This is a genomic window from Fructilactobacillus sp. X3R5C2, assembly GCF_059901175.1.
The window spans coordinates 1-22,471 of record NZ_JBWXVC010000004.1; the positions used below are offsets into that span (position 1 = coordinate 1).

General features: G+C 36.4%; 28 protein-coding genes. 3 read left to right on the plus strand and 25 right to left on the minus strand.

Translation table 11 applies throughout. The annotated features are described in order from the left end of the window. The first annotated feature begins 245 nt into the window (after positions 1-245). A complete protein-coding gene (locus AC6UD4_RS04795; protein ID WP_500694417.1) occupies positions 246-899 on the plus strand; it encodes a VTT domain-containing protein in 654 nt (217 codons plus the stop codon). 40 nt (positions 900-939) lie between these two features. Here the strand turns inward: AC6UD4_RS04795 and AC6UD4_RS04800 are convergent, their stop codons facing one another. The 16 genes from AC6UD4_RS04800 to AC6UD4_RS04875 all read right to left on the minus strand — a co-directional run bounded on the left by AC6UD4_RS04800 (position 940) and on the right by AC6UD4_RS04875 (position 14,593). After that, positions 940-1,587: a TIGR01906 family membrane protein gene (locus AC6UD4_RS04800; RefSeq protein ID WP_500694416.1), complete on the minus strand. Its 648-nt coding sequence runs from the start codon at positions 1,585-1,587 to the stop codon at positions 940-942. Beyond that, complete coding sequence (locus tag AC6UD4_RS04805) at positions 1,568-2,353, minus strand: TIGR01457 family HAD-type hydrolase (RefSeq protein WP_500694415.1); 786 nt, start codon at positions 2,351-2,353, stop codon at positions 1,568-1,570. Before AC6UD4_RS04805 ends, AC6UD4_RS04800 begins: the two co-directional genes overlap by 20 nt. Positions 2,354-2,364: 11 nt before the next feature. After that, entirely contained in the window at positions 2,365-2,895 is a 531-nt protein-coding gene (locus tag AC6UD4_RS04810; RefSeq protein WP_500694414.1) for a YutD family protein, read from the minus strand. A gap of 1 nt (position 2,896) precedes the next feature. Continuing rightward, the gene (locus AC6UD4_RS04815; RefSeq protein ID WP_500694413.1) at positions 2,897-4,285 is read right to left on the minus strand and encodes a bifunctional metallophosphatase/5'-nucleotidase; all 1,389 of its coding nucleotides are present in this window, start codon (positions 4,283-4,285) and stop codon (positions 2,897-2,899) included. Between the two features lie 88 nt (positions 4,286-4,373). Continuing rightward, the gene (locus AC6UD4_RS04820) at positions 4,374-5,732 is read right to left on the minus strand and encodes an amino acid permease (protein WP_500701380.1); all 1,359 of its coding nucleotides are present in this window, start codon (positions 5,730-5,732) and stop codon (positions 4,374-4,376) included. A gap of 203 nt (positions 5,733-5,935) precedes the next feature. Then, on the minus strand, positions 5,936-7,144 hold the full coding sequence (locus AC6UD4_RS04825; protein WP_500694411.1) for an acetate/propionate family kinase: 1,209 nt from the start codon (positions 7,142-7,144) through the stop codon (positions 5,936-5,938). A 21-nt stretch (positions 7,145-7,165) separates the two neighbouring features. After that, positions 7,166-8,158, minus strand: a complete 993-nt coding sequence (locus tag AC6UD4_RS04830; RefSeq protein ID WP_500694430.1) for a class I SAM-dependent methyltransferase — start codon at positions 8,156-8,158, stop codon at positions 7,166-7,168. A gap of 261 nt (positions 8,159-8,419) precedes the next feature. After that, positions 8,420-8,842: a competence type IV pilus minor pilin ComGF gene (locus AC6UD4_RS04835; RefSeq protein ID WP_500694410.1), complete on the minus strand. Its 423-nt coding sequence runs from the start codon at positions 8,840-8,842 to the stop codon at positions 8,420-8,422. Between the two features lie 152 nt (positions 8,843-8,994). Beyond that, positions 8,995-9,441 carry a prepilin-type N-terminal cleavage/methylation domain-containing protein gene (locus tag AC6UD4_RS04840; protein ID WP_500694409.1) on the minus strand — a complete coding sequence of 149 codons (447 nt, stop codon included), beginning with the start codon at positions 9,439-9,441 and terminating at the stop codon, positions 8,995-8,997. After that, positions 9,425-9,721 carry a competence type IV pilus major pilin ComGC gene (comGC, locus tag AC6UD4_RS04845; protein ID WP_500694408.1) on the minus strand — a complete coding sequence of 99 codons (297 nt, stop codon included), beginning with the start codon at positions 9,719-9,721 and terminating at the stop codon, positions 9,425-9,427. The genes AC6UD4_RS04840 and comGC overlap by 17 nt, the downstream gene beginning before the upstream one ends. Continuing rightward, on the minus strand, positions 9,721-10,728 hold the full coding sequence (gene comGB, locus AC6UD4_RS04850; RefSeq protein WP_500694429.1) for a competence type IV pilus assembly protein ComGB: 1,008 nt from the start codon (positions 10,726-10,728) through the stop codon (positions 9,721-9,723). Before comGB ends, comGC begins: the two co-directional genes overlap by 1 nt. Further along, on the minus strand, positions 10,709-11,680 hold the full coding sequence (gene comGA / locus AC6UD4_RS04855) for a competence type IV pilus ATPase ComGA (RefSeq protein WP_500694407.1): 972 nt from the start codon (positions 11,678-11,680) through the stop codon (positions 10,709-10,711). Before comGA ends, comGB begins: the two co-directional genes overlap by 20 nt. Before the next feature lie 80 nt (positions 11,681-11,760). Continuing rightward, entirely contained in the window at positions 11,761-12,495 is a 735-nt protein-coding gene (locus AC6UD4_RS04860) for a YebC/PmpR family DNA-binding transcriptional regulator (RefSeq protein WP_500694428.1), read from the minus strand. Between the two features lie 76 nt (positions 12,496-12,571). Continuing rightward, positions 12,572-13,573, minus strand: coding sequence for a catabolite control protein A (gene ccpA, locus AC6UD4_RS04865; protein WP_500694406.1), 1,002 nt, complete (start codon positions 13,571-13,573; stop codon positions 12,572-12,574). Positions 13,574-13,709: 136 nt separating this feature from the next. Then, positions 13,710-14,162, minus strand: coding sequence for a YtxH domain-containing protein (locus AC6UD4_RS04870; RefSeq protein ID WP_500694405.1), 453 nt, complete (start codon positions 14,160-14,162; stop codon positions 13,710-13,712). 14 nt (positions 14,163-14,176) lie between these two features. Then, positions 14,177-14,593 carry a DUF948 domain-containing protein gene (locus AC6UD4_RS04875; protein ID WP_500694404.1) on the minus strand — a complete coding sequence of 139 codons (417 nt, stop codon included), beginning with the start codon at positions 14,591-14,593 and terminating at the stop codon, positions 14,177-14,179. A 139-nt stretch (positions 14,594-14,732) separates the two neighbouring features. On the opposite strand from AC6UD4_RS04875, the gene AC6UD4_RS04880 reads away from it, so the two are divergent. After that, positions 14,733-15,716, plus strand: a complete 984-nt coding sequence (locus AC6UD4_RS04880) for a mechanosensitive ion channel family protein (RefSeq protein ID WP_500694403.1) — start codon at positions 14,733-14,735, stop codon at positions 15,714-15,716. A gap of 35 nt (positions 15,717-15,751) precedes the next feature. Here AC6UD4_RS04880 and AC6UD4_RS04885 read toward each other — a convergent pair whose 3' ends face one another. Together AC6UD4_RS04885 and murI are read right to left on the minus strand one after the other, a co-directional pair. Then, the gene (locus AC6UD4_RS04885) at positions 15,752-16,342 is read right to left on the minus strand and encodes an XTP/dITP diphosphatase (RefSeq protein ID WP_500694402.1); all 591 of its coding nucleotides are present in this window, start codon (positions 16,340-16,342) and stop codon (positions 15,752-15,754) included. After that, positions 16,342-17,151, minus strand: coding sequence for a glutamate racemase (murI, locus tag AC6UD4_RS04890; RefSeq protein WP_500694401.1), 810 nt, complete (start codon positions 17,149-17,151; stop codon positions 16,342-16,344). The genes AC6UD4_RS04885 and murI overlap by 1 nt, the downstream gene beginning before the upstream one ends. 136 nt (positions 17,152-17,287) lie before the next feature. Between murI and AC6UD4_RS04895 the strand changes: the two genes are divergently transcribed. Beyond that, the gene (locus AC6UD4_RS04895) at positions 17,288-17,758 is read left to right on the plus strand and encodes a YslB family protein (protein ID WP_500694400.1); all 471 of its coding nucleotides are present in this window, start codon (positions 17,288-17,290) and stop codon (positions 17,756-17,758) included. A 23-nt stretch (positions 17,759-17,781) separates the two neighbouring features. Here the strand turns inward: AC6UD4_RS04895 and trxA are convergent, their stop codons facing one another. From trxA to AC6UD4_RS04930, 7 genes are all read right to left on the minus strand, one after another. After that, positions 17,782-18,102 carry a thioredoxin gene (trxA, locus tag AC6UD4_RS04900; protein WP_500694399.1) on the minus strand — a complete coding sequence of 107 codons (321 nt, stop codon included), beginning with the start codon at positions 18,100-18,102 and terminating at the stop codon, positions 17,782-17,784. Between the two features lie 78 nt (positions 18,103-18,180). Then, entirely contained in the window at positions 18,181-20,541 is a 2,361-nt protein-coding gene (locus tag AC6UD4_RS04905; RefSeq protein ID WP_500694398.1) for an endonuclease MutS2, read from the minus strand. Positions 20,542-20,555: 14 nt separating this feature from the next. Then, positions 20,556-21,050 carry a CvpA family protein gene (locus AC6UD4_RS04910; RefSeq protein ID WP_500694397.1) on the minus strand — a complete coding sequence of 165 codons (495 nt, stop codon included), beginning with the start codon at positions 21,048-21,050 and terminating at the stop codon, positions 20,556-20,558. After that, positions 21,050-21,304 (minus strand): cell division protein ZapA, encoded by a 255-nt coding sequence (locus tag AC6UD4_RS04915; protein ID WP_500694396.1) that lies wholly within the window; start codon positions 21,302-21,304, stop codon positions 21,050-21,052. The genes AC6UD4_RS04910 and AC6UD4_RS04915 overlap by 1 nt, the downstream gene beginning before the upstream one ends. A gap of 96 nt (positions 21,305-21,400) precedes the next feature. After that, positions 21,401-21,709, minus strand: a complete 309-nt coding sequence (locus AC6UD4_RS04920; protein ID WP_500694395.1) for a DUF1292 domain-containing protein — start codon at positions 21,707-21,709, stop codon at positions 21,401-21,403. A gap of 19 nt (positions 21,710-21,728) precedes the next feature. Then, positions 21,729-22,154, minus strand: coding sequence for a Holliday junction resolvase RuvX (ruvX, locus tag AC6UD4_RS04925; RefSeq protein ID WP_500694427.1), 426 nt, complete (start codon positions 22,152-22,154; stop codon positions 21,729-21,731). 8 nt (positions 22,155-22,162) lie between these two features. Next, positions 22,163-22,441 (minus strand): IreB family regulatory phosphoprotein, encoded by a 279-nt coding sequence (locus tag AC6UD4_RS04930; protein ID WP_500694394.1) that lies wholly within the window; start codon positions 22,439-22,441, stop codon positions 22,163-22,165. Positions 22,442-22,471: the final 30 nt, after the last annotated feature.

The following is a 22,471-nucleotide window of genomic DNA, read 5'->3' on the forward strand; positions in this document are numbered from 1 at the left end:
TCAACGCCGCATGTAATAATATACCATGTGGTTAATTTATTGTCAATAGAAAAGTTTGACTAATTTTAACCAAATTGATATGCCGCACTTGACGACAACTAATACTATACTATCTATCACAGTTAACGTCAATACTTTTTTTAAATAAACCCAAATTAATTTAAATAAGAAAAAATTAAATTCAAAAATCCTCATTTTATTGATACACTTAAATAGTTAATGACTTATATAAAAAGAGGAAAAACATGGATTTTTTTAAATTTTTAATTGACTTTATATTACACATTGATCATCACTTAATCACGATCGTAAACATGTTTGGCGATTGGACATACTTAATCTTATTTGCAATCATATTTATTGAAACTGGAGCGGTCATTTTACCTTTCCTTCCTGGAGATTCACTTTTATTTGCAGCCGCTGCCCTATCTGCTAACTCCAATTATCATCTTAGTATCTGGATATTCATCATTATCTTCTTCTTAGCATCTGCCGGTGGAGACTCCCTTAACTTCTTTATTGGAAGAAAAGTTGGAAACGCACTAACTGAACACCACTTTTTTGGTAAATTTATCAAGGAAGAAGATCTAACTCGTGCACGTGAATTCTTCGATAAATACGGTGCAATTGCCATATTTTTGGCTAGATTCATGCCAATTATCAGAACCTTTGCCCCATTTGTAGCCGCTGGCACAGATTTCAGCTATAAAAAATTCCTTAAATACAACCTCATTGCTTGTATCAGTTGGGTACTGATTTGTTGTGGAGCCGGGTATTTCTTCGGAAATATTCCATTCGTTCAAGAACACTTTTCACTAGTAATCATTTTGATTATCGTAATTTCACTAATTCCAGCTTTAATTGGATATCTAAAAAGCAAGATTTCTACATCGAAATAGGTTTCAAACAAAAAGAGCCTGTCTATTAGATCTTAATCTTCTAGACAGACTCTTTTTTTAGTTGTCTTTTACCAATCCAAATTATAAAAGATAATCCCAAAAGAATAATTAAAAAAAACAACAAAAAGCACATTAAAAAATATTGATTCGGCAATACGTTAATGATTGGATCTTTCTTTGGCGTAAAAACCCAATCCTGATTTCTAAAAAGAACATCATGGAAATAAATAAAAACATCTTGAAAATCCAAAACACAAAAGACTCCAAAAAAAATTATAAATAAAATCGTCATCTCTGAAAGCAACTGAAACTTCCATAACTTCTTAAAGTAAAGGAAACGAATCATAATGACAAGTAAAACCATGGATACAATTAACAATACCAAATTATTAGTTAATACCAACGCTCTTACATTGTTAAAATGTACCATTCCATTTGCCGAAATTGGAAACTGGTCCAAACTTAATTTAGACGCAAATGGATTCTGAATGAAACCAATCATTTTATAAAAATTACTCATTAATAATCCACTTGAAACATGAAATTGATTAGTTAAATTCAACACGGAAAATGCAACATAATAAAGCCAACTAGCATTGATAACAAAAAAAACGGCAAATGTTATTAAAAAAAGTAGTATTAAAACAAATACTACTAAATCTTTCAAACTATAAAGTATTCCATTCATCTAAGCTATTTACCTCATAAGTAGGTTGAACTTCTTTCTTTTTTACCTGTTCCCTGGTAGACACACCAGTATAAGTCAGCAAAGTATCTACTCCATCGTTAATGCCGGCCATAATATCAGTGTCATAATTATCGCCTACCATGATTACGTCTGCTTTGCTTAAATTCAATTGATCTAAAGCTTTTCTAACAATTAAGGTCTTGGGTTTGCCAATCATCACCGGCTCAACCCCTGAAGCATACCGAACTGAGTCGATAATTGAACCAGCACTTGGCAGCATCCCATATTCGCTTGGAATTCTCGCATCTGGATTAGTTCCAACAAATTTAGCTCCGTGGGCAATCCCCAGCACTGCTCGTGCTAATTTTTCATACGTCAAGTCACGATCAAGACCAACCACTACATACTCTGGATTATCTGTAAAAATATTGAAACCCATTTTCTCCATGGATTCCTTTAATCCATTTTCTCCAATAACGTACGCCGTTCTGGCTTTATCATCATGCGACTTCGCATCCTCACTAACAAAAGCAGCTGTAGCCATCCCCGAAGTATAAACGTTGTCATTTGTAACATGAATATCGTGATTAAGTGCCAAATTATGGACCACCTCACTTGGAGTCTTGGTTGAATTATTCGTAACAAATAAAAAAGGAATGTGATTTTTCTGGAGTCTCTCAATAAAACGCTTAGCCGCTGGGATTCGCTTTTTTCCTTGATAAACGGTTCCATCCAAATCAATTAAATATCCCTTATAACTCTTCATCAAGATTTCACCTATTTCTGTCTAATGGTAAAGCTACGCTTGCCATCTCTAAAATGTTTTGATTTAAAATTATTATTTGACGTCTGATTAGCATTATGCTTGCTTGCAGTTCCTGCTTTTCTATTTTTTCCACCAGCACGTTGTCTTTTTCTACTAGTTTTATGGCTTTGATTCTTTTCCTTTTCGGCTTCCAAATTGTGTAAGACAAAGTAATTAGAACCAAAATTGGCATCCTCAATAATATAATCTGGAATTGCCGCATGACGTAAACCCTTACTAACATTTCTAAAGTCAGCATAAAAACCCTTTAGCCGTAACTGATTATATCCCCAGTCACCAACAATGTAATCAAAACGTGTCAAAATGGGATTAAATTTATTGGCAAATTCACCTAAATCAAAAGCATTTCTAATATTAGCTTCAAGAACGTACACGTGGCCATTAATGCTTAAAGTTGTTTCATCAACCTGCTTAATAGTAGCCAAGGAATCTCTCTCATCATTCCTTGTTTCAATCAAACTCTCAATTTCGTTGTGATCCATTTTACTTCCCCTCGATCGGAAACTTCTTTGCTAGATAATCACCAAAAACATCCCGCAAAGTTTCACCATAAAAAATGTTATTTTTACCCACAATGCTAATCGCCGGGAAAAACGGAATAAAACTATAATGATCAATCAAAGCAATCGTGTATTTTTTATCGGGTTCTACTAGTTGATTATGATAGAATAACTGCTTTTTATTAGTGTCGTATCGAATCCCATCATAAATGAGCCTTCCAAAATATTTTCCCCGAAAACCCATTCCTTTTTGCTCAAAACGAACTAAAAAGTCCTTGTTCTTTTCCATTTCCATAATCATTTCCCACAAGTTATAACCATAAAATTGACTTTTCATAACGTGAATTGAATGTGGTAATAATTTATGGAGTTCGTTTTTGTCAACAATTCCCTTTTTTAAATCACCTAAAAACAAACCCGTGTTCAAAACGGCAGCAGTCGTCCCAGCTTTAGCTTCAATGGCCTTTAGTCCCAAGTCAACCAGTTCATTATCATCAGTTAGTGACGTTGTCATTGTATGAGGAATGTCAGCAACCTTACTACTTGCTAAAATTCTCTCACCGCGATCTTCAAGACGCTCAATCTCCTCTGCATCTTGCACATCGGTTTCCATTTCAGACGTTTTATATACACGTGCCTTAACGTTCTCTACTCTTTTTTCAGCGTTAACGTCAAAAGTAATTTCACCGACGTAGTGGCCCCATTTCTCAGCCGCGGTTAACATGGTTTGATTAACCATTTCACCATGAACTAACAAATGATGAGTGTGGCCCCCAACAATAATATTGATATCAGGAAATGCTTTCGCAATTCTTCGATCATTGCTAATCCCTAAGTGGGAAAGCAAAATCAGAACGTCATATTGCCTTTTCCAATCATTCAAGCAACGCTCAATAGTACTTTTAATTGGAAGTGAATTCCAATCCATGTATTGGTACGTGGGATAAGGTGCCGTTAAGCCCATAAAACGGACCCGAACATCATTTTTTAGCTTAAAATCACGATACGGGATCGCCCATTTTGGAAGTTGACCAGTTCTTTCATCAATCACATTATCCAAAACAACGGGAAAATTGGCATCATCATAAAGATGCGCCAGTTCGTCATGTGACATTGTTAGTGCTTCATTATTTCCAATTGTGGCAGCATCATAACCAACCGAATTCATCAATTCAATGTTGGCCTTACCAGTAGTAGCATCAGTCAGCGCGTTTGATCGGTCAATGGCGTCACCGTCATCAACTTTAAACACTCGATAACCCTGCTTTTCCAATTGTTTTGTTCTTAGTTTCATAAATCTTCTGATCTTGGGCCAATTTTCAAAATGAGAATGAAGATCATTGGTATGCAGAATTGCTACTTTATCATCCATAAAATTACTTCCTCAAAATGTTTTCTGTAACTATCGCTAATTTCTATTTTAACATCCATCAATAACTATAATCAAAAAGTCGATGACTTTAATCATCGACTTCTTTGTTTTCTCTTCTTTTATCATTTAAAACTTTAAATCCATATAGAACAAGAAGCCAAACAACCGATCCAATTAATGCGATCAATGTTTGCATTTTGAAAATTAAAACAAAAGCAACGAAGACCATAAATCCAACAACGAAAAAGTCAGAATATGGGAAAAATGGCATCTTGAAGGTAAGTTTGTTTGTCTGTTCTTGGTTAAGTGACTTGCGATATTCATAGTGTGTAATAACAATTAAAGACCAAACAAACAAGAAACAAGTGGTAGCGATACTTGAAACTAATTCAAAAACACCGTCTGGCATCAAAATGTTTAACAACACTGAAATAGCAATCACAATCGTTGAAAACAAAATTGCATTTGCAGGAATGTGCCTTTTTGAAAGCGTTCCAAGCTTCTTTGCAAATTTATTTTGGCTCTTGTCGGTTAGAGAAAATAACATTCTACCGGTAGTAAAAATAGCACTATTACAAGAAGAGGCTGCAGCGGTCAAGACCACGAAGTTAATAATAGCAGCTGCTGACTTAACTCCAATGTTTGAAAACACTTGGACAAAAGGACTCGAATTTGCTGAAATGTACTGCCAAGGAAAAATACACATCAGAGCCAATAACGAACCAACATAAAAAATAATGATTCTAGTTGGGACTTCATTAATACATTTAGGAATGATTCTCTGCGGATCTTGGGTCTCTGAAGCAGTCATCCCAATCATTTCAATTCCTGCAAAACTAAAAAGAACCATTTGAAAAGAAAGGACAAATCCCGATGCACCATGGGCAAAAAAGCCATCAGAATACAAATTAGACACCTGTGCATAACCAACACTTGTCTTGTAATGCATCAAAACCAAAACAATTCCAATAATGATTAACGCCACAATGGCCACCACTTTAATCAATGCAAACCAGAATTCGGTTTCACCAAAAGCAGACACGGTGATTGAGTTCAACAAGAATAAAATCAAAATTAAGAAGGCAGCAGTTACCCACTGTGGCAGGTCAGGAAACCAAAACTTCATGTATAGACCAGCAGCGGTTACTTCTGCCATTGCAATGGCAATCCAGCAAAACCAGTAGGTCCAGCCTGCCACAAAACCAGTTTTTTCTCCTAGGTACTTATTAATAAATTCAATGAACGAAACACTATTCGTATTTGAAAGTAGTAATTCACCAAGTGCTCTCATTAAGAAAAAGCAAGCAACTCCAGCAATTATATATGCAATGATAATGGATGGACCAGCCAAATGAATTGATTGACCAGCTCCTAAAAACAATCCGGTTCCAATGGTCCCGCCTAGTGCCATTAATTGAACGTGACGACTTTTAAGTCCACGTGACATTTGGTTTTCATTATTTGTATTTTTTTCCAACAAAAACATCCTTTCTTTACGTATGCCTACATTATACACGGATACGTGAAGCTGTTTGCTACTTTTTATGGAAATTATACAGATATTTTGTAAGAAAAACTACCAAAATTTCAAAAAAGGTTAAATCAATGACATAAAAAAGAAATCTTGGATTTACCAAGATTTCTTTTAGGTTATTTACTTGCTTTCTTTTCCTTTTCAAGTCGCTGAACATCAAGGGCAATCATCAATTCTTCGTTGGTTGGTACCAAAAGGGTCTTAATCTTTGAGCCATCAGCACTCAAATCTCTAACCACCCCACGCACATTGTTCTTTTCTTTATCAACGCCAATCCCGAAGTATGACAATTGGTCAGTAACTTCTTGTCTAACGGTAATACTATTTTCACCAACTCCAGCAGTGAACACGATTGCATCAGCACCACCAAGTTCAGCTAGGTAGGATCCAATGTATCTAACAATTCGATTAACATAGATCTGCCGAGCAATTCTAGCACGATGATTAGTCTTTTGAGCAGCCTCAACCTCACGCATATCAGCAGAGACGCCCGAAATACCAAGTAATCCAGACTTAGTATTTAAGACTTTAATCATATCGTTGATATCTGTCATTCCTTCTTTTTCCATAACATAGGCCAAAAGAGAAGGATCAACATCACCTGAACGCGTAGCCATGGTTAAACCAGTAACTGGGGTAAATCCCATCGATGTGTCATAGGACTTACCGTTCTTAACGGCACAGATTGAGGCACCCGCACCTAAATGCATGATAATCATCTTTAAATCTTCTACGGGTTTACCCATTAACTCAGCTGCTCTTTGAGAGACATAGCGATAACTAATCCCGTGGAATCCATATTTACGAGCCGTATATTTTTCGTAGTACTCATAAGGAAGACTGTACAGATAATTTTTCTCGGGGATGGTTTGATGAAATGATGTATCAAAGACGGCAACGCTAGTCACGTTTGGAAGCACCTTTTCAAATGCCTTAATTCCTAAAACATTGGCTGGCTCATGCAAGGGTGCCAATTCATCCAAACTTTCGATCTTTTTGAGAACTTCAGGAGTAATGATTACCGATTGATCGAAATATTCTCCCCCGGCAACGACTCGATGTCCAACTCCGGTAATTTCGTTATAGTCCTTGATAATATCAAGATCGAGTAATTGATCTAACAAAATTTGGATTGCTTGTTCATGATCCTTAACATCTAATGTTTCCTCAAATTTCTTCCCATCATCATATTTAATTTCAACATGTGATTTTGGTAAGCCAATCCTTTCAATTAAACCTTCTCCAAGAACTTCTTCTTCTGGCATTTTAAACAACTTAAACTTTAAAGTCGAACTACCAGCATTAATTGCAATAATCTTACCCATGAGTAATCTCCTTAATTTCAACTATTTCTTCAATAAATCGTTTTCTTCCCAATCAACAATCTCAGCCATGAACTTTTGAAAGGCAGTCGTATCCTTAAACGAAGGAAACTCTCCTAACATCACTTTTTGAACTTGGTGACTATCTCCACCACGATTCTGCAAAATTAAAATGGCTTTTTGAGCACTTTTATCCCCAAACAACTCTTGGGGTAAATTCAGTACTCCCTGTAAATAAACCGAATCTTGAAACCACTTCAAAAGTCCCTTTGCTTCACTCGTTTCAAAAAGATTGCTTGGAACTAGGAACACTCCAAATCCAGCAGGCTTTAAGTAATTCATTGACTGCTCAATCAATAAATGATGAACATATGAATGACCAGATTGTGACCGCGTCGCATAACTTTTTGTCTTTTCATCAATTGGATAATAACCAACTGGGAGATCAGAGACAACTAAATCAACCTTAGGAACCAACAGATATTCAATACTATCCTGCTGAATTAGTTCAACATCTAAATCTTGCATTTCAGAACTAATACTAGCAATTGAAATCATTGAATCATCATTATCGATTCCATATCCCTTAACAGTATCATGAAGTGAATCGTGTAGCTGATTCATGACCGCTGTAAGTAAATTCCCAGTTCCAACTGCTGGATCAAGGATGCTCACGCTAGACTTGTGTTCATAAATCCGCGTAACTATGTATCCCATGATGTAAGCGATTGTATCAGGAGTTATTTGATGATTTGCCTGAATCTTATCTTCTTTAGTAGCTTTGATCATAACCATTTGAATAGCACGTCTAATCGATTCATTATCCATCTTTTTATAGTCAACCGTTTGATACAACTTAGTCAGTTCATCAACAACGTTGGATTTCGGAATACCATCCTCGACCCGAACGGTATTGTTATCAATCATATTATCGGCGGTTTCGATGAAAGCGTCTAGATACGAAGTACCTAACGCCTGACTCAAGACTTTACTGGATTGATCAAAAACTTGAAACAATGATATTGATTCTTTCTCAGACAGAATATCAACCCCTCTTCTTATATATCTAGGGTTAATATTACCAGAATTCACGCATATTATTCAAGATTTCTCATTTATCTATTAGAATTATTCAATTCTTTCGTTAGTCTTTGATATTTTGCGGTTCGAATATGATTATTTTGAATTTGAAAATTAATCTTTTGGTAACGATAAACAACTATTCCAGACAAAAAAGTTAAAAACAAAATTGCAACTAACGTTAAACTCCCGCTTCTCTTACAGGTGACTTTTGGCTTCATAATTGACCCCATTAATTCTAATTTGACTAGTTAATATATGATGATGTAATGACCAAGATGCCTTACTAACGTTTAATATGATTGGAATATGTCCACCATTTACTCCACGCAATCGAACCATGTCATGATAATGTTCCATTATATATTCCTTATTTTCCTTCTTACTCTTTAATTTAATGGCATCTTTAGTGACTTTAATCATCTTAAACTGATAATCAGGTGATTCAATCACATCAAGATAACGATAAAAGGTTCCCTGATTATCACTCCACTTTTCCTTTTGAACTAATTGACTAGTAATCATAATCAAGCTAAACGCCAACGAGACCAACAAAAGTGAACAAATGGACTCAATCAACGAAAAACCGGCTCGATCATTTATATTTTTTAAGTAATTCACGTTCATAGTTCATCCTAACCTGATGTGTTTCATACTGACTTTTTCTTAAGCAATGATATTCAAAATCATTAACGTTTAAATAAAAGACCACACCGCTGCAAATCAGAATTAGACCAACTAAAGAGTCAATCAACGTGAACCCTAATCTAATTTTACTTAATAGTCTCAAGATGATATGCACCCCATCCAAGTTGAATTTTTTGTAAAATCGTTTTCCTTTGGTTCTGCGAATACCATCGAATTGTTTGCGGTTTAACGTATCCATCACTTTTGATCTCAATATCATGGTAACTTTTAACGCTTAATCCCTTTGGCATCCTAATTATCTTATCTTTTTGTTTCGATTTGCCACACTTAGCAAACACCACTTCATCATCTGGATAAAACAATACGTCCGTTGAATGATGACTATTCTGTGACTCTAGTAACGCGTCGTTCCACCCTGAATCTAAAGTTTGAAAAAAGCGTTCCTCTTTACCCTCAAAAAATCCCAAATAGTTCCCGGCAACCAATGTGATCCCTAAAATAAGGGATGTTACAAACAAAACGAGGAGACTTTCCACTAACGTAAAACCCTCTTGATTATCTTTGAACGGCATGATTTTTTACTACGACCACTCTTTCCACTTGAGCTTGTTTAGCCTGCTTACTCGTTAAATAATGGCTTCTAACTAACTTGTTAATGGTTATATTTCCGTCATGCTTTTCGTCTTCATAAGCATCGATTTGAGTTTGAATAACCGACACCATCGCCGATCCATGAATTTTTTTGGCGTGATCCTTTTGATTGCTTAAGTTCGGAATAATAATTAGAACCAGTAGCGAGATAATGAATAAGACAATTGTCATTTCAATTAGTGTGAATCCTTTTCTCTTCATTAGTAAATTCCTTTCATTGAGTTATACATTGGCAGTAACATCTGCAAGTAAGCACCCACAATTAGGATGCCGATCACCGCAAATGAAATCGGCTGGATTAACTTAATCAGTAAATTCGACTTTTTGATCATGTCTTTAAAGCTGAGCTGACTTAAAGCTTTTAAATTTTGGGCTAATTCAGACTGAGTACTTCCATTTGATAGAAATACAATCATTTCCTCGGAAACAAAGGAATAATGAGCTAAACTTGATCCAAAACTAAGTCCATTGTTAAAACCATCTTGCATGGTCTTCCCAACATCATATAGAAGACTCTGATGATCAAATTTTAATAAACTAAAAACAACTTGTTTTAAGTCCAATCCTCCTTTGATCATTAGCGCAAAGTTGGAGGTCACAAAATATTGGTAATATGACTTAAACAATGAACCAAGTAATGGGATCTTTACCAACAAATTAATTCGATCAATACACTTTTTATTTTTAAAACTTTGATAACCAAAAATTCCCGCCACAAGCGCCATGAATATTAATCCATAAACGACATATTGAATAAAATGACTTCCATTAGAAGCTGATTTACCGGTTAAATCAGCAGTTTGGGGCATGATCAAAAACCTAACTGCAAAAATAATACTAAACAAGACCACAAACAAAAATGCTGGATAAATTACAACTCCCTTAATCTTTTCATTTTGAGCAATTCTTAACTTTAAGAACTCCCCGACCTCTTTCATCTCATTAATCAAATCTCCATGTTTATCGGCAATTTCTAATTGGTAATAAATTGATTCACTCAAAAAGAATCTCATCGATTCTGGCAGCGAATTCCCGTCCGCCAAACTTTGCATGATCCTAGTAACTATTTTCTGATTTTTTGTTGACACCACTTTAATAAACTTCAAGCTTTGTTGGATAGAAAATCCCATCGATAAAAGGTCTCCCAAGGTTGAGAACAAGAATGACTGTTGTTTAAGGGAAACACATTTACCCGTAATAGTATTCATCTTTAACTTTTTCACTAATTATTCCTTTCCTCGAAAGCTCATCAATTCGATTCTTCCAATCACTCATATCGTCTTTTAACAGCGCATGATCACCAAATTTATCTTTAATAGTCATAAGAGTCTCAGTCTTCTTTGAAACGGTTGGTATTAATCGTTGATACACCACTAAATTCAAAGCTGATTTGATTCTTTCATAATCAACCCCGAGCTCTAGCAATCTTTGAATTGTTCCTTCAGGAGACCTTGCATGAACTGTGCTTAGCACTAAATGTCCCGATAGAGCCGCTGAGATTGCCACTTCGGCCGTTTGATGATCACGAATCTCACCAATTATAAAAACATCAGGACGTTGTCTTAATCCCACTTTAAGTAAATCAGCGTAAGTCATTTGGGCCCGATCATTAACCTCAAGTTGTAAAAAATTTTCTTCATAAATTTCAACTGGATCTTCAATTGTCATCACGATCTGATTTTTACTAATGCTTCTAACGATTCGATAAATCGTGGTCGTCTTACCAGAACCAGTAGGACCAGCAAACAAAAGTAAACCACGTTTTTTACAAGAGGACTCGATCTTTTGAATTTGATCAGCATAAAAAAAGCCACTATCGACATGATTACTGTCATAGATAATCCTAATTACCATTGATTCATCTTGACTGAAATTACCCACCGATGACAATCGTAAACGTAATTTTTGACCTTTGATTACATAGTCCATCGATCCTAATTGGGGCCTGCGATTATCCGTAACCGACATCCCACTTTGATATTTACAATATGAAATGACTTTTTTAGCCATGTCTTTGCTCAAATCCGTAATTTGAATCGTCCGAACGGCCGTATGAACTTTGATACAATAGTCTTTTTCCTTAGGTAAAATAAAAACATCCGAAGCTTGTCGTTGAACTGCAAATTCCATAATATTGTTCAACCATTGTGTCACTTTCACTTTAATCACATCCTTCATAACTAAATACGAAAAAAAGATGCAATCTAATTAAAGATTGCATCTTTTATAAACTAATTTAATTATTTAGCTTGATTAGGTAATACGGCAGCTTCATAAACATCTTGAACATCGTCGTTATCTTCTAATTCATCAATTAGACCACTGTACTGTTCAACTTTATCTGAAGGAACTTCTGTCGTATTCTGTGGAATCAACTTAACTTCGGCATCCAATTTGTATCCTGCATCTTGTAATGCATCACGAACACTAGCCATGCTAGCAGGATCAGTAAGAATTTGATACTCATCATCCGTTGATTTCATATCATCAGCACCAGCATCCAACGCTGCCATCAACATACTATCCTCGTCGTCATCAGTATCTGACTTTGAAATCGTAATAAGACCCTTTCGGTCAAACATATATGAGACCGATCCGTCAGTTCCAAGGGAACCACCATGGTGAGTGAAAGCTGAACGAATAGCAGCAGCGGTTCGGTTTTTATTATCGGTTAAAGCAGAAACCATAACGGCAGTTCCACCAGGTCCATAACCTTCATATGTTACTTCTTCAAATTTAGCTCCACCAACTCCTGAAGCCTTGTCAATTGCTCGTTGAACGTTATCTTTTGGCATGTTTGCTTCACGAGCTTTTTCCATTTCTAGTCTTAATTGAGGATTTCCTTCGGGATCACTTCCACCAGCTTTTGCAGCTTGATATAAGTTACGTGAGATCTTCTGGAAAATCTTTCCACGCTTAGCATCTTGGGCGTTCTTTCGTCCTTGAATGTTATGCCACTTTGAATGTCCTGACATGATCACAACTCCTCTCTCTTTAAACATATTAACTCTACAATTATATCAATTGGTGGCCCTAGTATCAAGCATAGTTCTATTTGGTCGATTCACGCTTCTTTAATCCAAAGGGTAAAAAGACCTTGTTTTCATCAATTTCTTCATTATTCATCAACTTGGTTAAGAGTCGCATGGCAACAGCTCCAACATCATAAAGCGGCTGAGTAATAGTTGACATAGTTGGTCTAGTCATCTCAGTCAGTTTAGTATCATTACTAGTGGCCAGTTCAAATTCCCCGGGGACACTGACACCGTCATCGGTCATTGAGTTCATCACCCCAGCAGCCATATCATCATCGGTAACAATTGCCGCAGTTACTTCATTCTTTTTTAGTTGCTCTCTTAAAGCATATCCACCAGAATAGCTTACATCGGTCTCAAATAATAATGCTTTCTCAAACGGAATTCCAGCATCTGAAAGCGCGTCTTTATACCCTTTTAACCTGAAATCTTTATTAATCGATCGGTTTAAGGGTCCGGAGATAAAAGCAATACGATCGTTCCCGTTACTAATCAAATGGGTAACCTCGGAATACACGGCTTGGCGATAATCAATGTTCACACTAGGAATCTTACCACTAGCATCAACTGAACCTGCCAAAACAACTGGGGCGTGTGACTTTTTAAATTCAGTCCGAAGTTCATCAGAAATTTCATTTCCCATAAATACAATTCCATCAACTTGCTTGGCTTGCAATGTATTCATTGAAGTGAGTTCACGCTGATTGTTCCCATCCGAATTAGTCAAGATAATATTGTACTTATACATCGTTGCTATATCGTCAATCCCGCGTGCAAGCGAAGCAAAATAGGTATTGGTAACATTGGGGATAATAACTCCAACCGTCGTTGACTTTTTGCTTGCTAGTCCCCTAGCAACTGCGTTAGGTCGATAGTCAAGTTTATCAATGACACTCAAAACCTTTTGTTTGGTAGCATCTTTCACATTCTGATTCCCATTTACTACCCTTGAGACAGTTGCCATTGAAACATTGGCTTCACGAGCTACATCATAAATTGTCACATTTTGTTTTTTCAAATTTGGTTTCTCCTATTATGTACTACTAGACCATTAATTATTATAAATATATCAAAGTAAAAGAACTCATTCAAGTGAAATCGGTTACATTTTGAGGCAAAAAAAACCGGACTACCGTCCGATTTGGGTAAATAAATTACTTTTCGTGATGTTCGTGAATTGGATAAATTGTTTCTGCTCGATCTTGATCACTAAAGGCATCATCAGGATCAATCACAATGTCATCAGATTCTTTTTCTTTAGCAAGATCATCTAATTCATTTCTAGGAGCAGGATGTTCCTCAACGTTCGCCCTTAATGAATTAACAGCCTCTTGCAAATCAGATAACTTATCCCCCAGTGATTCATTTACTTTTTGCACTGAGTCTTTAGCATCATCCATCTTATCTGAAGCAAGATCCTTAAGGTCTTCAGCAGTATCATTTGCGTAATAGACGTAATCTAGCGCACGATCTTTAACATCTTCAGTGGTATCAAGAAGAAAGTCTTTGATCTCACGCTTTCTCGATTCATCTAATAATTTGTATGCTATAAATGCAGCAGTTCCACCGATTACTGATCCTAAAAGCATTCCCTTTTTAAAATTCATAACCAATCCACCCCTTAATTTGTTCCTTCAGAATTTTTGTTGCGTTTGGAGAACAATCTACCAATCATTTTACCAGCAAAAGTTAAAGCCGAAGTCTTAGCTAACAAACCACTCTTCGATCTAACTTTTTCAGTTGCAGTTCTAGTTGCTTCATTTAAATCTGAAACACTAACACCTAAATCAGCAGCAGCCTGAAAAACTGGGTCGACTTGATCCAACTTTGAGTTAACATTATTTAACAATGTATTTGAAATCACCATAATCTGCTCACACTCTTTGCTAATATGATTTGCATCATTAGTAAGACTATCAACATTTTCACTTAAGTCTTTAACCGTTTTTGATAAACGGACCAAAAACAAGCATAAAAATACAACTAATACTAAAAAAGCAATTGCAGCAATTAGCGCTGCTAACTCACCAATCCCCATTTAATTATCCTCCTAATGGCTTCTTCTCCATTTAGAATAGCATTATCTAACCCATATGACAATTTAAAAAGCTTAATTTTATTTGGGTCTCGTCTCTGTTAAAATGTTGATAATCGAAGAATTAGGAGTGGAGGACATTATGAACATATTTATCCAATTAGTGGCTAACGGAGCTAACGCTTCATCGGCCCTTAAATCAGGATCCGTTGAAAACGTAGCAAATCCATCGTTTTTAACTAAGTATTTTAGAAGTTTTGACTGGGCTAAAATATTCTCTAATCTTACTACCAAGATTATCAGCATTATCTTAGTTTCAATTTTATTCTTAATTATAATAAGAATTGGAAGAAAATTTATTAAACACTATTTTAACAAACGTCAAAATGATATCTCGCAAAAACAAGATAAATTGCCAAAAATAACCGGAACGTCAGAACCCATTGCTGCCAGACGAAATAAAACGATGTACACCCTTACCACCAACATTTACTACTACACCGTCGTTTTCTTCTGGTTATATTCCCTATTGTCAATGATTGGAATCCCAGTTGGAACGTTACTCGCAGGAGCCGGAATCTTCAGTTTAGCAATTGGACTTGGAGCACAAGGATTCGTCAGTGATATTGTTAGTGGCTTTTTTATCCTAGCTGAACATCAAATCGACGTGGGGGAACGCGTTATTATTAACAATATTGAGGGGTACGTTAAAGCCGTTGGACTTCGCACGACTCAAATCACAAGTATCAATGGAACTTTAAATTTCATCCCTAATCGTAGCATCACCACCGTTTCCAACCTTTCCCGTGGAGAAATGATGACCATCATCAATATTCGAATTACTCCTGAAACCCCAATCCACAAGGTCGAAGATATCATTGCTAAAGTTAACGAAGAAAAGTGTCCCAATGACCCTGACATTGTTGGTAAACCAGTCATCTTCGGGACTAACTTCTTACAAGATGGCTCGCTTGCAATCTCCGTTTTCTTACACACTAAGAATGAACGTGAATTCGACGTTAACGCTGAATATCTAGGAGCATACCTGACTGCTATTAATAAGGCCGGAATTAATCTCCCACTTTCACCTTTAGTGGTGCCAGAACCACCACAAAGCACAAACTAAAAAAGAGCCTATCACTAATCGTGATAGGCTCTTTTTTACCACCAATCTTCAATTACACTAGTTAACTTACGCAAAGCACTGCCACGAGCACTGTAGTGATTCTTTTGGGCGTCCGTTAACTCCGCCAAAGTTTTACCAACGTCAGGAAGATAAAAGAGAGGATCATAACCAAATCCATTTGTCCCTTTTGGAGTTTCTACAATCTGACCGTTAACTCTTCCCACCACCACTAGTTGTTTACCATCCGGTCTTCTCACAATCAGTGTTGTATTAAAATGGGCGGAACGATCCTTTTGACCCGCCATGTTCTTTAACAATTTAGCTTTATTAGCCTCATCATTATGATTGCCAGCATAACGCGCTGAGTGAACTCCGGGCGCTCCACCTAAAGCATTAACCACCAAACCTGAATCATCAGCTAACACCGGCAAATTTAAGTAGTCAGAGACGACCCTGGCTTTAATACTTGCATTCTCTTCAAAGGTTGAACCATTCTCATCAATCGGTGGAACATCTTCAAAATCATTAATTGATTTCACGGTTAAGCCTAATTTTGAAAGCATCTCCGAAAACTCATTGATTTTACCAGGATTTTTTGAGGCAAGAACAATTTGATTATTTTTCATCAGTATTTCTCCAATTGTTTAACAGGAATCAACTTAGCATCAATATCAGTATGCAACCAGTTTTTACCCACTTTATCAAATCTTTCAACATCGGCAGTGGTGTAAAAACAATCACTAGCCGATTCCACGTTTGCTAGTTCACCCTTTTGTTTTAATTCATTTTTAACAGCATTAACCGTTTCATACCCAGGATTAACCAAAGTAACATCGGGACCCATCACATCCGCAATTAAGTCCGCAATAATTGGAAAGTGAGTACAACCTAACACTAATGTATCAATGCCACTATCCTTAAACGGTTTCAAACCGTCAATAATCGTTTTCTTAGCAGTCGAACTTTGATAATCACCACTCTCAACAAGTGGAATAAAATCTGGACACGCCACTTCTTTCACAGTGATATTAGAATCAATGCCTTTAATGGTATCTCGATAAGAGTGACTAGTAACCGTGCCCTTGGTTGCAATCACACCAATTTTTTGATTTTTAGTTTTTTTAACTGCAGCTAAGCTTCCCGGTTCAATAACTCCAATCACGGGAATTGGAAGGATCTTTCTTAAATACGAAAGAGCTGCTGCCGTGGCAGTATTACAAGCAATCACCATCATCTTAGCGCCTTGATCAACAAAAAAACTCCCGATCTCAGCTGAGTACTTGCGAACCTCATCTGCGGTTTTTTCGCCGTAAGGAAGTCGTGCTTCGTCTCCAAGATAAATCATGTTTTCATGTGGTAATTTTGAAAGTGCCACTTTTGCAACTGTCATTCCACCAATTCCAGAATCCATATAAGCTACTGGTGATGATTTCATATTATCCCTCCTATTAACTTCAAATCTAATTATGGCGTTTTTTTAAATTTAGTTCAAGTTGCCTTTCTCCTTTATTTCACGGTGTTCTATGATAAAATGTTATTTGTAAAGTATCTTTTTGGAAGAGGACTCTGATATGAATAAATACGAAAAGTTTCGCAAAGAACATTCTGATTCACCCTTTTGGGGAATCGAACTTTTAAGAGATAGTCTTTTACCAGATTTGTTGGATCAAGATATTCACGACATCTTATACTGGGCTGGCAAGGATCTTGCCACTAAGTTCCCACTAGCATCAAATGATGATCTTCAAGTATTCTTTAAACAAAGTCAGTTTGGTAATCTAGAACTTAAAAAGGAAAGTCTCAAAAAAATCAACTGGAAATTAGCTGGACCAGAAGTCGAAACCAGATTAAAGCTGAACAAGGATCCCGATTTTATGCTTGAAGCTGGCTTTTTAGCACAAACGAAACAGCAGATCGATCAAATCGCAACCGAATGCGAAGCAACCATTAAATTAAACAGTGTGAACTTTATAGTTGTTTCTGATCCCAATGCTCCGGTCAACAATCCTAGTGATTTTAAACCAATTATCATCGCAAAATAAAAAAGAGCCATTTGGCTCTTTTTTTATGCTGTATATGCAGACAACAATTTCTTTAACTGATCCTTTGAATGAAAGCCGACAATTTGGTCGATAACCTTGCCATCCTTAAGCACCATCAAAGTTGGAATACTCATAATTCCAAATTCACGTGAAGTATTTGGATTATCATCAACATTCATTTTAAAGAATTTAACCTTATCTGCTACTTCAGGATCCTCAGACAAGTCTTCAACTACTGGTGATTGCATCTTACATGGGCCACACCATGGTGCCCAAAAATCAACAACTGAAATCCCATCGGCAGTGTCTTCTTTAAAGTTTGCATCATTAGTTTCATTAACCATAACATTTGCCTCCTTAACTTCTTACTATGAGTAAGTATAAACACGTATTGATTCAAATGCAACTAAGTTGCATACAATCTACTTAAACTTGACAACAGTTGAGCCGTCCCCACCAGCATTTGCTGGTGAAAAACCAAATTCCTTAACGCGGCGATTGCGTTTTAGATAATTTATGACTCCCTTACGTAGAGCCCCGGTTCCCTTCCCATGAATAATGGTAACGGACGGATAACCAGCCAAAAGAGCGGAATCAATGTAACGATCTAGTTGTTGCATGGCTGATTCATATCTTTCACCACGTAAATCAAGGGTTGGTGAAATCCCACTTGAACGCGTTCGCCGCACACTAGGCGTGTGCTTTTTCGGCTTTGAAGTCTCTTTTTGAACCTTTTCAAGGTCAGACTCGGAAACTTTCATCTTTAAAATTCCAAGTTGCACTTCCCAATTATCTCTACCAATCTTATTAAGCAGAACACCCCTTTGCCCATAAGACTTAACCAGTACGTCATCACCCTCTTTAAAGTTATGCTTTGCTTTTTCTCGTTTCAAAACACGATTATGTTTAAGTTCTGGGTGCTGTTCAAGAGAATTGATCTTTCCCTTAGCATCAATTAATTCATTTTCTTTGACTGATTGTTTACTTTGACGTTGAAGGTGATGAAGATGATTAATAATTTCGTTAGCTTCTCGTCTTGTTTTTGAAACAATTTGATTGGCCTGACGCTTGGCATCATTAACCATCGTATCTTTATTATTATTAAACTTAGTGAGTTGCTCGTCTAACCTAGCGTGCAATTGTTCATTATCTGCCAGTTCCACCTTGAGTTTACGGGCACGTTCATCGGCAGCTTTAGTCTGTTTTGTTAGTTGCTTAATCATTTTATTAATATCTTGACTATTAGAATCCATTAGTGAACTAGCTTCAGAAATGATCGACTCATCCAATCCCAGTCGCTTAGCAATGTTTAAAGCATTACTTTGCCCTGGAACCCCCATCAATAGTCGATAGGTTGGCTCAAGGGTCTTCTCATCAAATTCCATTGAGGCGTTGATCGTTTCTGGCCGATTGTATCCATAAACTTTCAGTTCTGGGTAATGAGTGGTAGCCAACACTTCACTACCTGATTCACTGATTTTATCTAGAATCGACATAGCTAATGCAGCTCCTTCTTTAGGATCCGTTCCAGCACCTAGTTCATCAATTAAAATTAAGCTTCTCTTAGTAATGTGTTTTAAAATGTCAATCAAATTATCCATATGAGACGAGAAGGTACTAAGATTAGCCTCAATCGACTGTTCATCCCCAATGTCAGCAAACACATTATCAAAAACACCAATTTGACTACCTTCATTTGCCATTACAAAAATTCCAGATTGGGCCATTAACTGATTTATCCCAAGCGTTTTGATGGTAATCGTCTTACCACCCGTGTTCGGACCAGTAATAATAATTTGTCGAAAATCAGATCCAATTGAAATATCATTTCCAACAACTTTTTGCTGGTCAATTAACGGATGCCTGACATTTTTTAAATTAACATGATTATCCCTTGAAACACTTGGCTTAGTTGCATTCATCTGATCTGCAAACTTGGCTTTAGCATTGATCAAGTCAAAATGGCCTAATTTAGAAGCATTTTCCATGAGTTCCTCTTGATAAGGTCTAATCATGTCGGATAATTCACCCAAAATTTTATGAATCTCTTTGCGCTCATCTAGTTGTGATCTTCTCAGATCGTTATTAGATGAGACTACACTTTGAGGTTCAATGTACAAAGTCAATCCACTTGTACTTTGATCATGAACGATTCCACCAAATTTTTGTTTGTCTTCTGCCTTAACTGGAATAACATAACGACCATCTCGAACCGTGATGATTGGCTCACTCAAATATTTCGATTGTTTGCCATGGATAAACTTATTCATGGTAGTTTTGATATTAGCTTCTAAGCGCGCGATTTCTCTTCTAATAGAACGCAACTGATTAGATGCCGAATCTAACACTCGTCCATCTTCGTCAATTGACGTCTCAAGTCGTTTTGAAACTTCCGGAAGATCATTAAAGTTCTTGGCTTCATCGTACAAAACGTTCAAATCAATTTTATCATCCGCTAAATTATCAAAGAAAGTTTTAACCCGCACACTTGCAAGTAAAACCGCACTAACTTGAGCCAACTCAGTACCGTTTAAATCGGCATTAACCGCTAATCGTTTCACGTATGGAGTAATGTCATTTAACCTAGGAACTGGGATCATTTTGTTTAGGCGATAAATATGTGAGCCGTCATCTGACTCATCCAATGAGTGAGAGACTACATCATAATCACTACTTGGCCTTAATTGTTTTAATTCTCTTGATCCATTTTCAGTAGTTAGAAATTGACCCAGCAACTGCTTCACTCTGTTATATTCTAATGTATCAAGTACTTTTTCGTTCATTTTTTCATCCCATTTTACCGATTTATCATTTGATTAAATAAGTGTGGAGAATCCATCGTGATCATCTGTGAGACGGTTGAATTTTGATATTCAGTATTTACCCAATTATTGTTAGTCAATAATAATCCATCAAGTATTAACATTATCACTAACAAACTAATGATTACGCCAACAACCGCACCCAAGAGTGAATTCAGTTGTCTTAACACTGGCAAAGAAACAATTCGATTCAATAGATGTGAAACCCATCTTAAAATAACCGCCACTACTACAAAAGTTATCAAAAATGATAGTCCCCGCCAGAAGCCAGTATTGCTGTAAGCATGGGTCGCTAAAATCATATTAGAGACGGTTCTTAAAAAATCAGCAACCGGAATCACATAAACAAACGCAATTATTGCAGCAATCAAATAACTAATAAAGCTGAATAACTCATTTACCAGGCCACGATGATAACCATGGACAATCGAAAAGATTAGTATAATTATGATGATAATTGTAAATAACATTAGTCTTCGTCATCCTCCGCTTTATTGTTAATCTTATCAAGTTCTAATTGTTTTTTTAATTGATCAGAAATTGCATTAAACGCAATTAAAATGGCAGCATCTTCATCACTTACACCCTTGGAGATGTTTTTTAACTGTGCCAACTGATTGTTTAAGATACGCGCAGTTGTCTCCATGTGTTCATCTGAAGCATCCCCAATAAAAGTATATTCCTTCCCACCAATTTTAGTTTTAAATCTATTTTTACCAGCCAAAGTAAAACCTCCCGCAATGCTTCCATTTTATCATGAAAATCATTTAAATTAATTAAAAAAAGGATGCTGGATTTCCAGCATCACTTAATTATTTAATTATTTTTGATCTTGTCCTGATTGCAGGAATGTATCAAGCATTTCTTGAACCATTTCCCACTCATTGTCATCTTCAATTGGTTCTAATTCTCCACCACTTGGATTAGCAGGATCATCATCCTTTGGCAATGCATAAGCCTCAATATCTACTTCATCGTTATCATCATCTGTTGCTGGATAAATAAAAATATAGGAACGATTGTAATCATCAGATGAGAAGGTAAATAAAATATTATACAAACTTTCTTTTCCATCTTCATCGACAAGCGTAACTTGTTCTTGTTGGTTGTTCTCGTTTTCTTTACTCATATTAGTTCCTCTTTTCTAATTAGAAATTACATAACTTACCTTTACGATCAAGGTAACTCTGTAAAATCAATTCAGCCGCAACCTTATCAATAACTTTTTTTCGTTTTGCTCTTGAAACATCAGCTTGTTCAATCAGCATTCGTTCAGCTTCAACAGTGGTGAGTCGTTCATCTTCAAAATCAACTGGCAGATTAAAATTTTTCTTTATCAAATCCCCATAATTTTTCGAAGCTTCTACTCTTGGACCAGAAGTATTATTCATATTCTTAGGTAGTCCAATGACAACGCCTTTGACATCATATTTCTGGATTAATTCCTTCATTCGTTTTAACCCAAACTCTTTTTCATCTTCGTTGATTTTAACGATTTCGATTCCTTGAGATGTCCACCCTAAAGCATCGCTCATGGCTACACCAACGGTTCTCGATCCAACATCTAATCCCATTAATCTCACTAATCTGACGTCCCATCCATTGATGGTGTTCTACCCTTCAAATATGAATGTAAAAGCACATCAATTATTTCTTCTCGATCGTAATGACACATTAGCGTCCGCGCATTATTCAATTTTGGAAGATATGCTGGATCGCCAGATGTTAAATAACCAACTAATTGAACATAAGGATCATAACCCTTTTCAATTAAGGCTTGGTAAACAGTCGCCAGCGTCTTATGAATATCTAGATTCGACTTGTCTTTAAATAATGAAATGTTTTCTTGTTTGTGCTCCATCATAGATCCCTCCCCTACAAAAAAGATAAT

Coding starts and splice junctions, on each gene's coding strand:
- comGB (WP_500694429.1), bottom strand. CDS start 10,728: ATGAATACTATTACGGGTAAATGTGTTTCCCTTAAACAACAGTCATTC.
- AC6UD4_RS04795 (WP_500694417.1), top strand. CDS start 246: ATGGATTTTTTTAAATTTTTAATTGACTTTATATTACACATTGATCAT.
- ruvX (WP_500694427.1), bottom strand. CDS start 22,154: ATGGGATTAGATGTTGGATCGAGAACCGTTGGTGTAGCCATGAGCGAT.
- AC6UD4_RS04815 (WP_500694413.1), bottom strand. CDS start 4,285: ATGGATGATAAAGTAGCAATTCTGCATACCAATGATCTTCATTCTCAT.
- murI (WP_500694401.1), bottom strand. CDS start 17,151: ATGAAATCATCACCAGTAGCTTATATGGATTCTGGAATTGGTGGAATG.
- AC6UD4_RS04875 (WP_500694404.1), bottom strand. CDS start 14,593: ATGGGGATTGGTGAGTTAGCAGCGCTAATTGCTGCAATTGCTTTTTTA.
- trxA (WP_500694399.1), bottom strand. CDS start 18,102: ATGGTTAATGAAACTAATGATGCAAACTTTAAAGAAGACACTGCCGAT.
- AC6UD4_RS04860 (WP_500694428.1), bottom strand. CDS start 12,495: ATGTCAGGACATTCAAAGTGGCATAACATTCAAGGACGAAAGAACGCC.
- AC6UD4_RS04800 (WP_500694416.1), bottom strand. CDS start 1,587: ATGAATGGAATACTTTATAGTTTGAAAGATTTAGTAGTATTTGTTTTA.
- comGC (WP_500694408.1), bottom strand. CDS start 9,721: ATGAAGAGAAAAGGATTCACACTAATTGAAATGACAATTGTCTTATTC.
- AC6UD4_RS04805 (WP_500694415.1), bottom strand. CDS start 2,353: ATGAAGAGTTATAAGGGATATTTAATTGATTTGGATGGAACCGTTTAT.
- AC6UD4_RS04810 (WP_500694414.1), bottom strand. CDS start 2,895: ATGGATCACAACGAAATTGAGAGTTTGATTGAAACAAGGAATGATGAG.
- AC6UD4_RS04825 (WP_500694411.1), bottom strand. CDS start 7,144: ATGGGTAAGATTATTGCAATTAATGCTGGTAGTTCGACTTTAAAGTTT.
- AC6UD4_RS04920 (WP_500694395.1), bottom strand. CDS start 21,709: ATGAGTAAAGAAAACGAGAACAACCAACAAGAACAAGTTACGCTTGTC.
- AC6UD4_RS04820 (WP_500701380.1), bottom strand. CDS start 5,732: ATGTCACGTGGACTTAAAAGTCGTCACGTTCAATTAATGGCACTAGGC.
- AC6UD4_RS04895 (WP_500694400.1), top strand. CDS start 17,288: ATGAATAAATACGAAAAGTTTCGCAAAGAACATTCTGATTCACCCTTT.
- AC6UD4_RS04880 (WP_500694403.1), top strand. CDS start 14,733: ATGAACATATTTATCCAATTAGTGGCTAACGGAGCTAACGCTTCATCG.
- AC6UD4_RS04930 (WP_500694394.1), bottom strand. CDS start 22,441: ATGGAGCACAAACAAGAAAACATTTCATTATTTAAAGACAAGTCGAAT.
- AC6UD4_RS04905 (WP_500694398.1), bottom strand. CDS start 20,541: ATGAACGAAAAAGTACTTGATACATTAGAATATAACAGAGTGAAGCAG.
- AC6UD4_RS04840 (WP_500694409.1), bottom strand. CDS start 9,441: ATGCCGTTCAAAGATAATCAAGAGGGTTTTACGTTAGTGGAAAGTCTC.
- AC6UD4_RS04885 (WP_500694402.1), bottom strand. CDS start 16,342: ATGAAAAATAATCAAATTGTTCTTGCCTCAAAAAATCCTGGTAAAATC.
- AC6UD4_RS04870 (WP_500694405.1), bottom strand. CDS start 14,162: ATGAATTTTAAAAAGGGAATGCTTTTAGGATCAGTAATCGGTGGAACT.
- AC6UD4_RS04910 (WP_500694397.1), bottom strand. CDS start 21,050: ATGTTATTTACAATTATCATCATAATTATACTAATCTTTTCGATTGTC.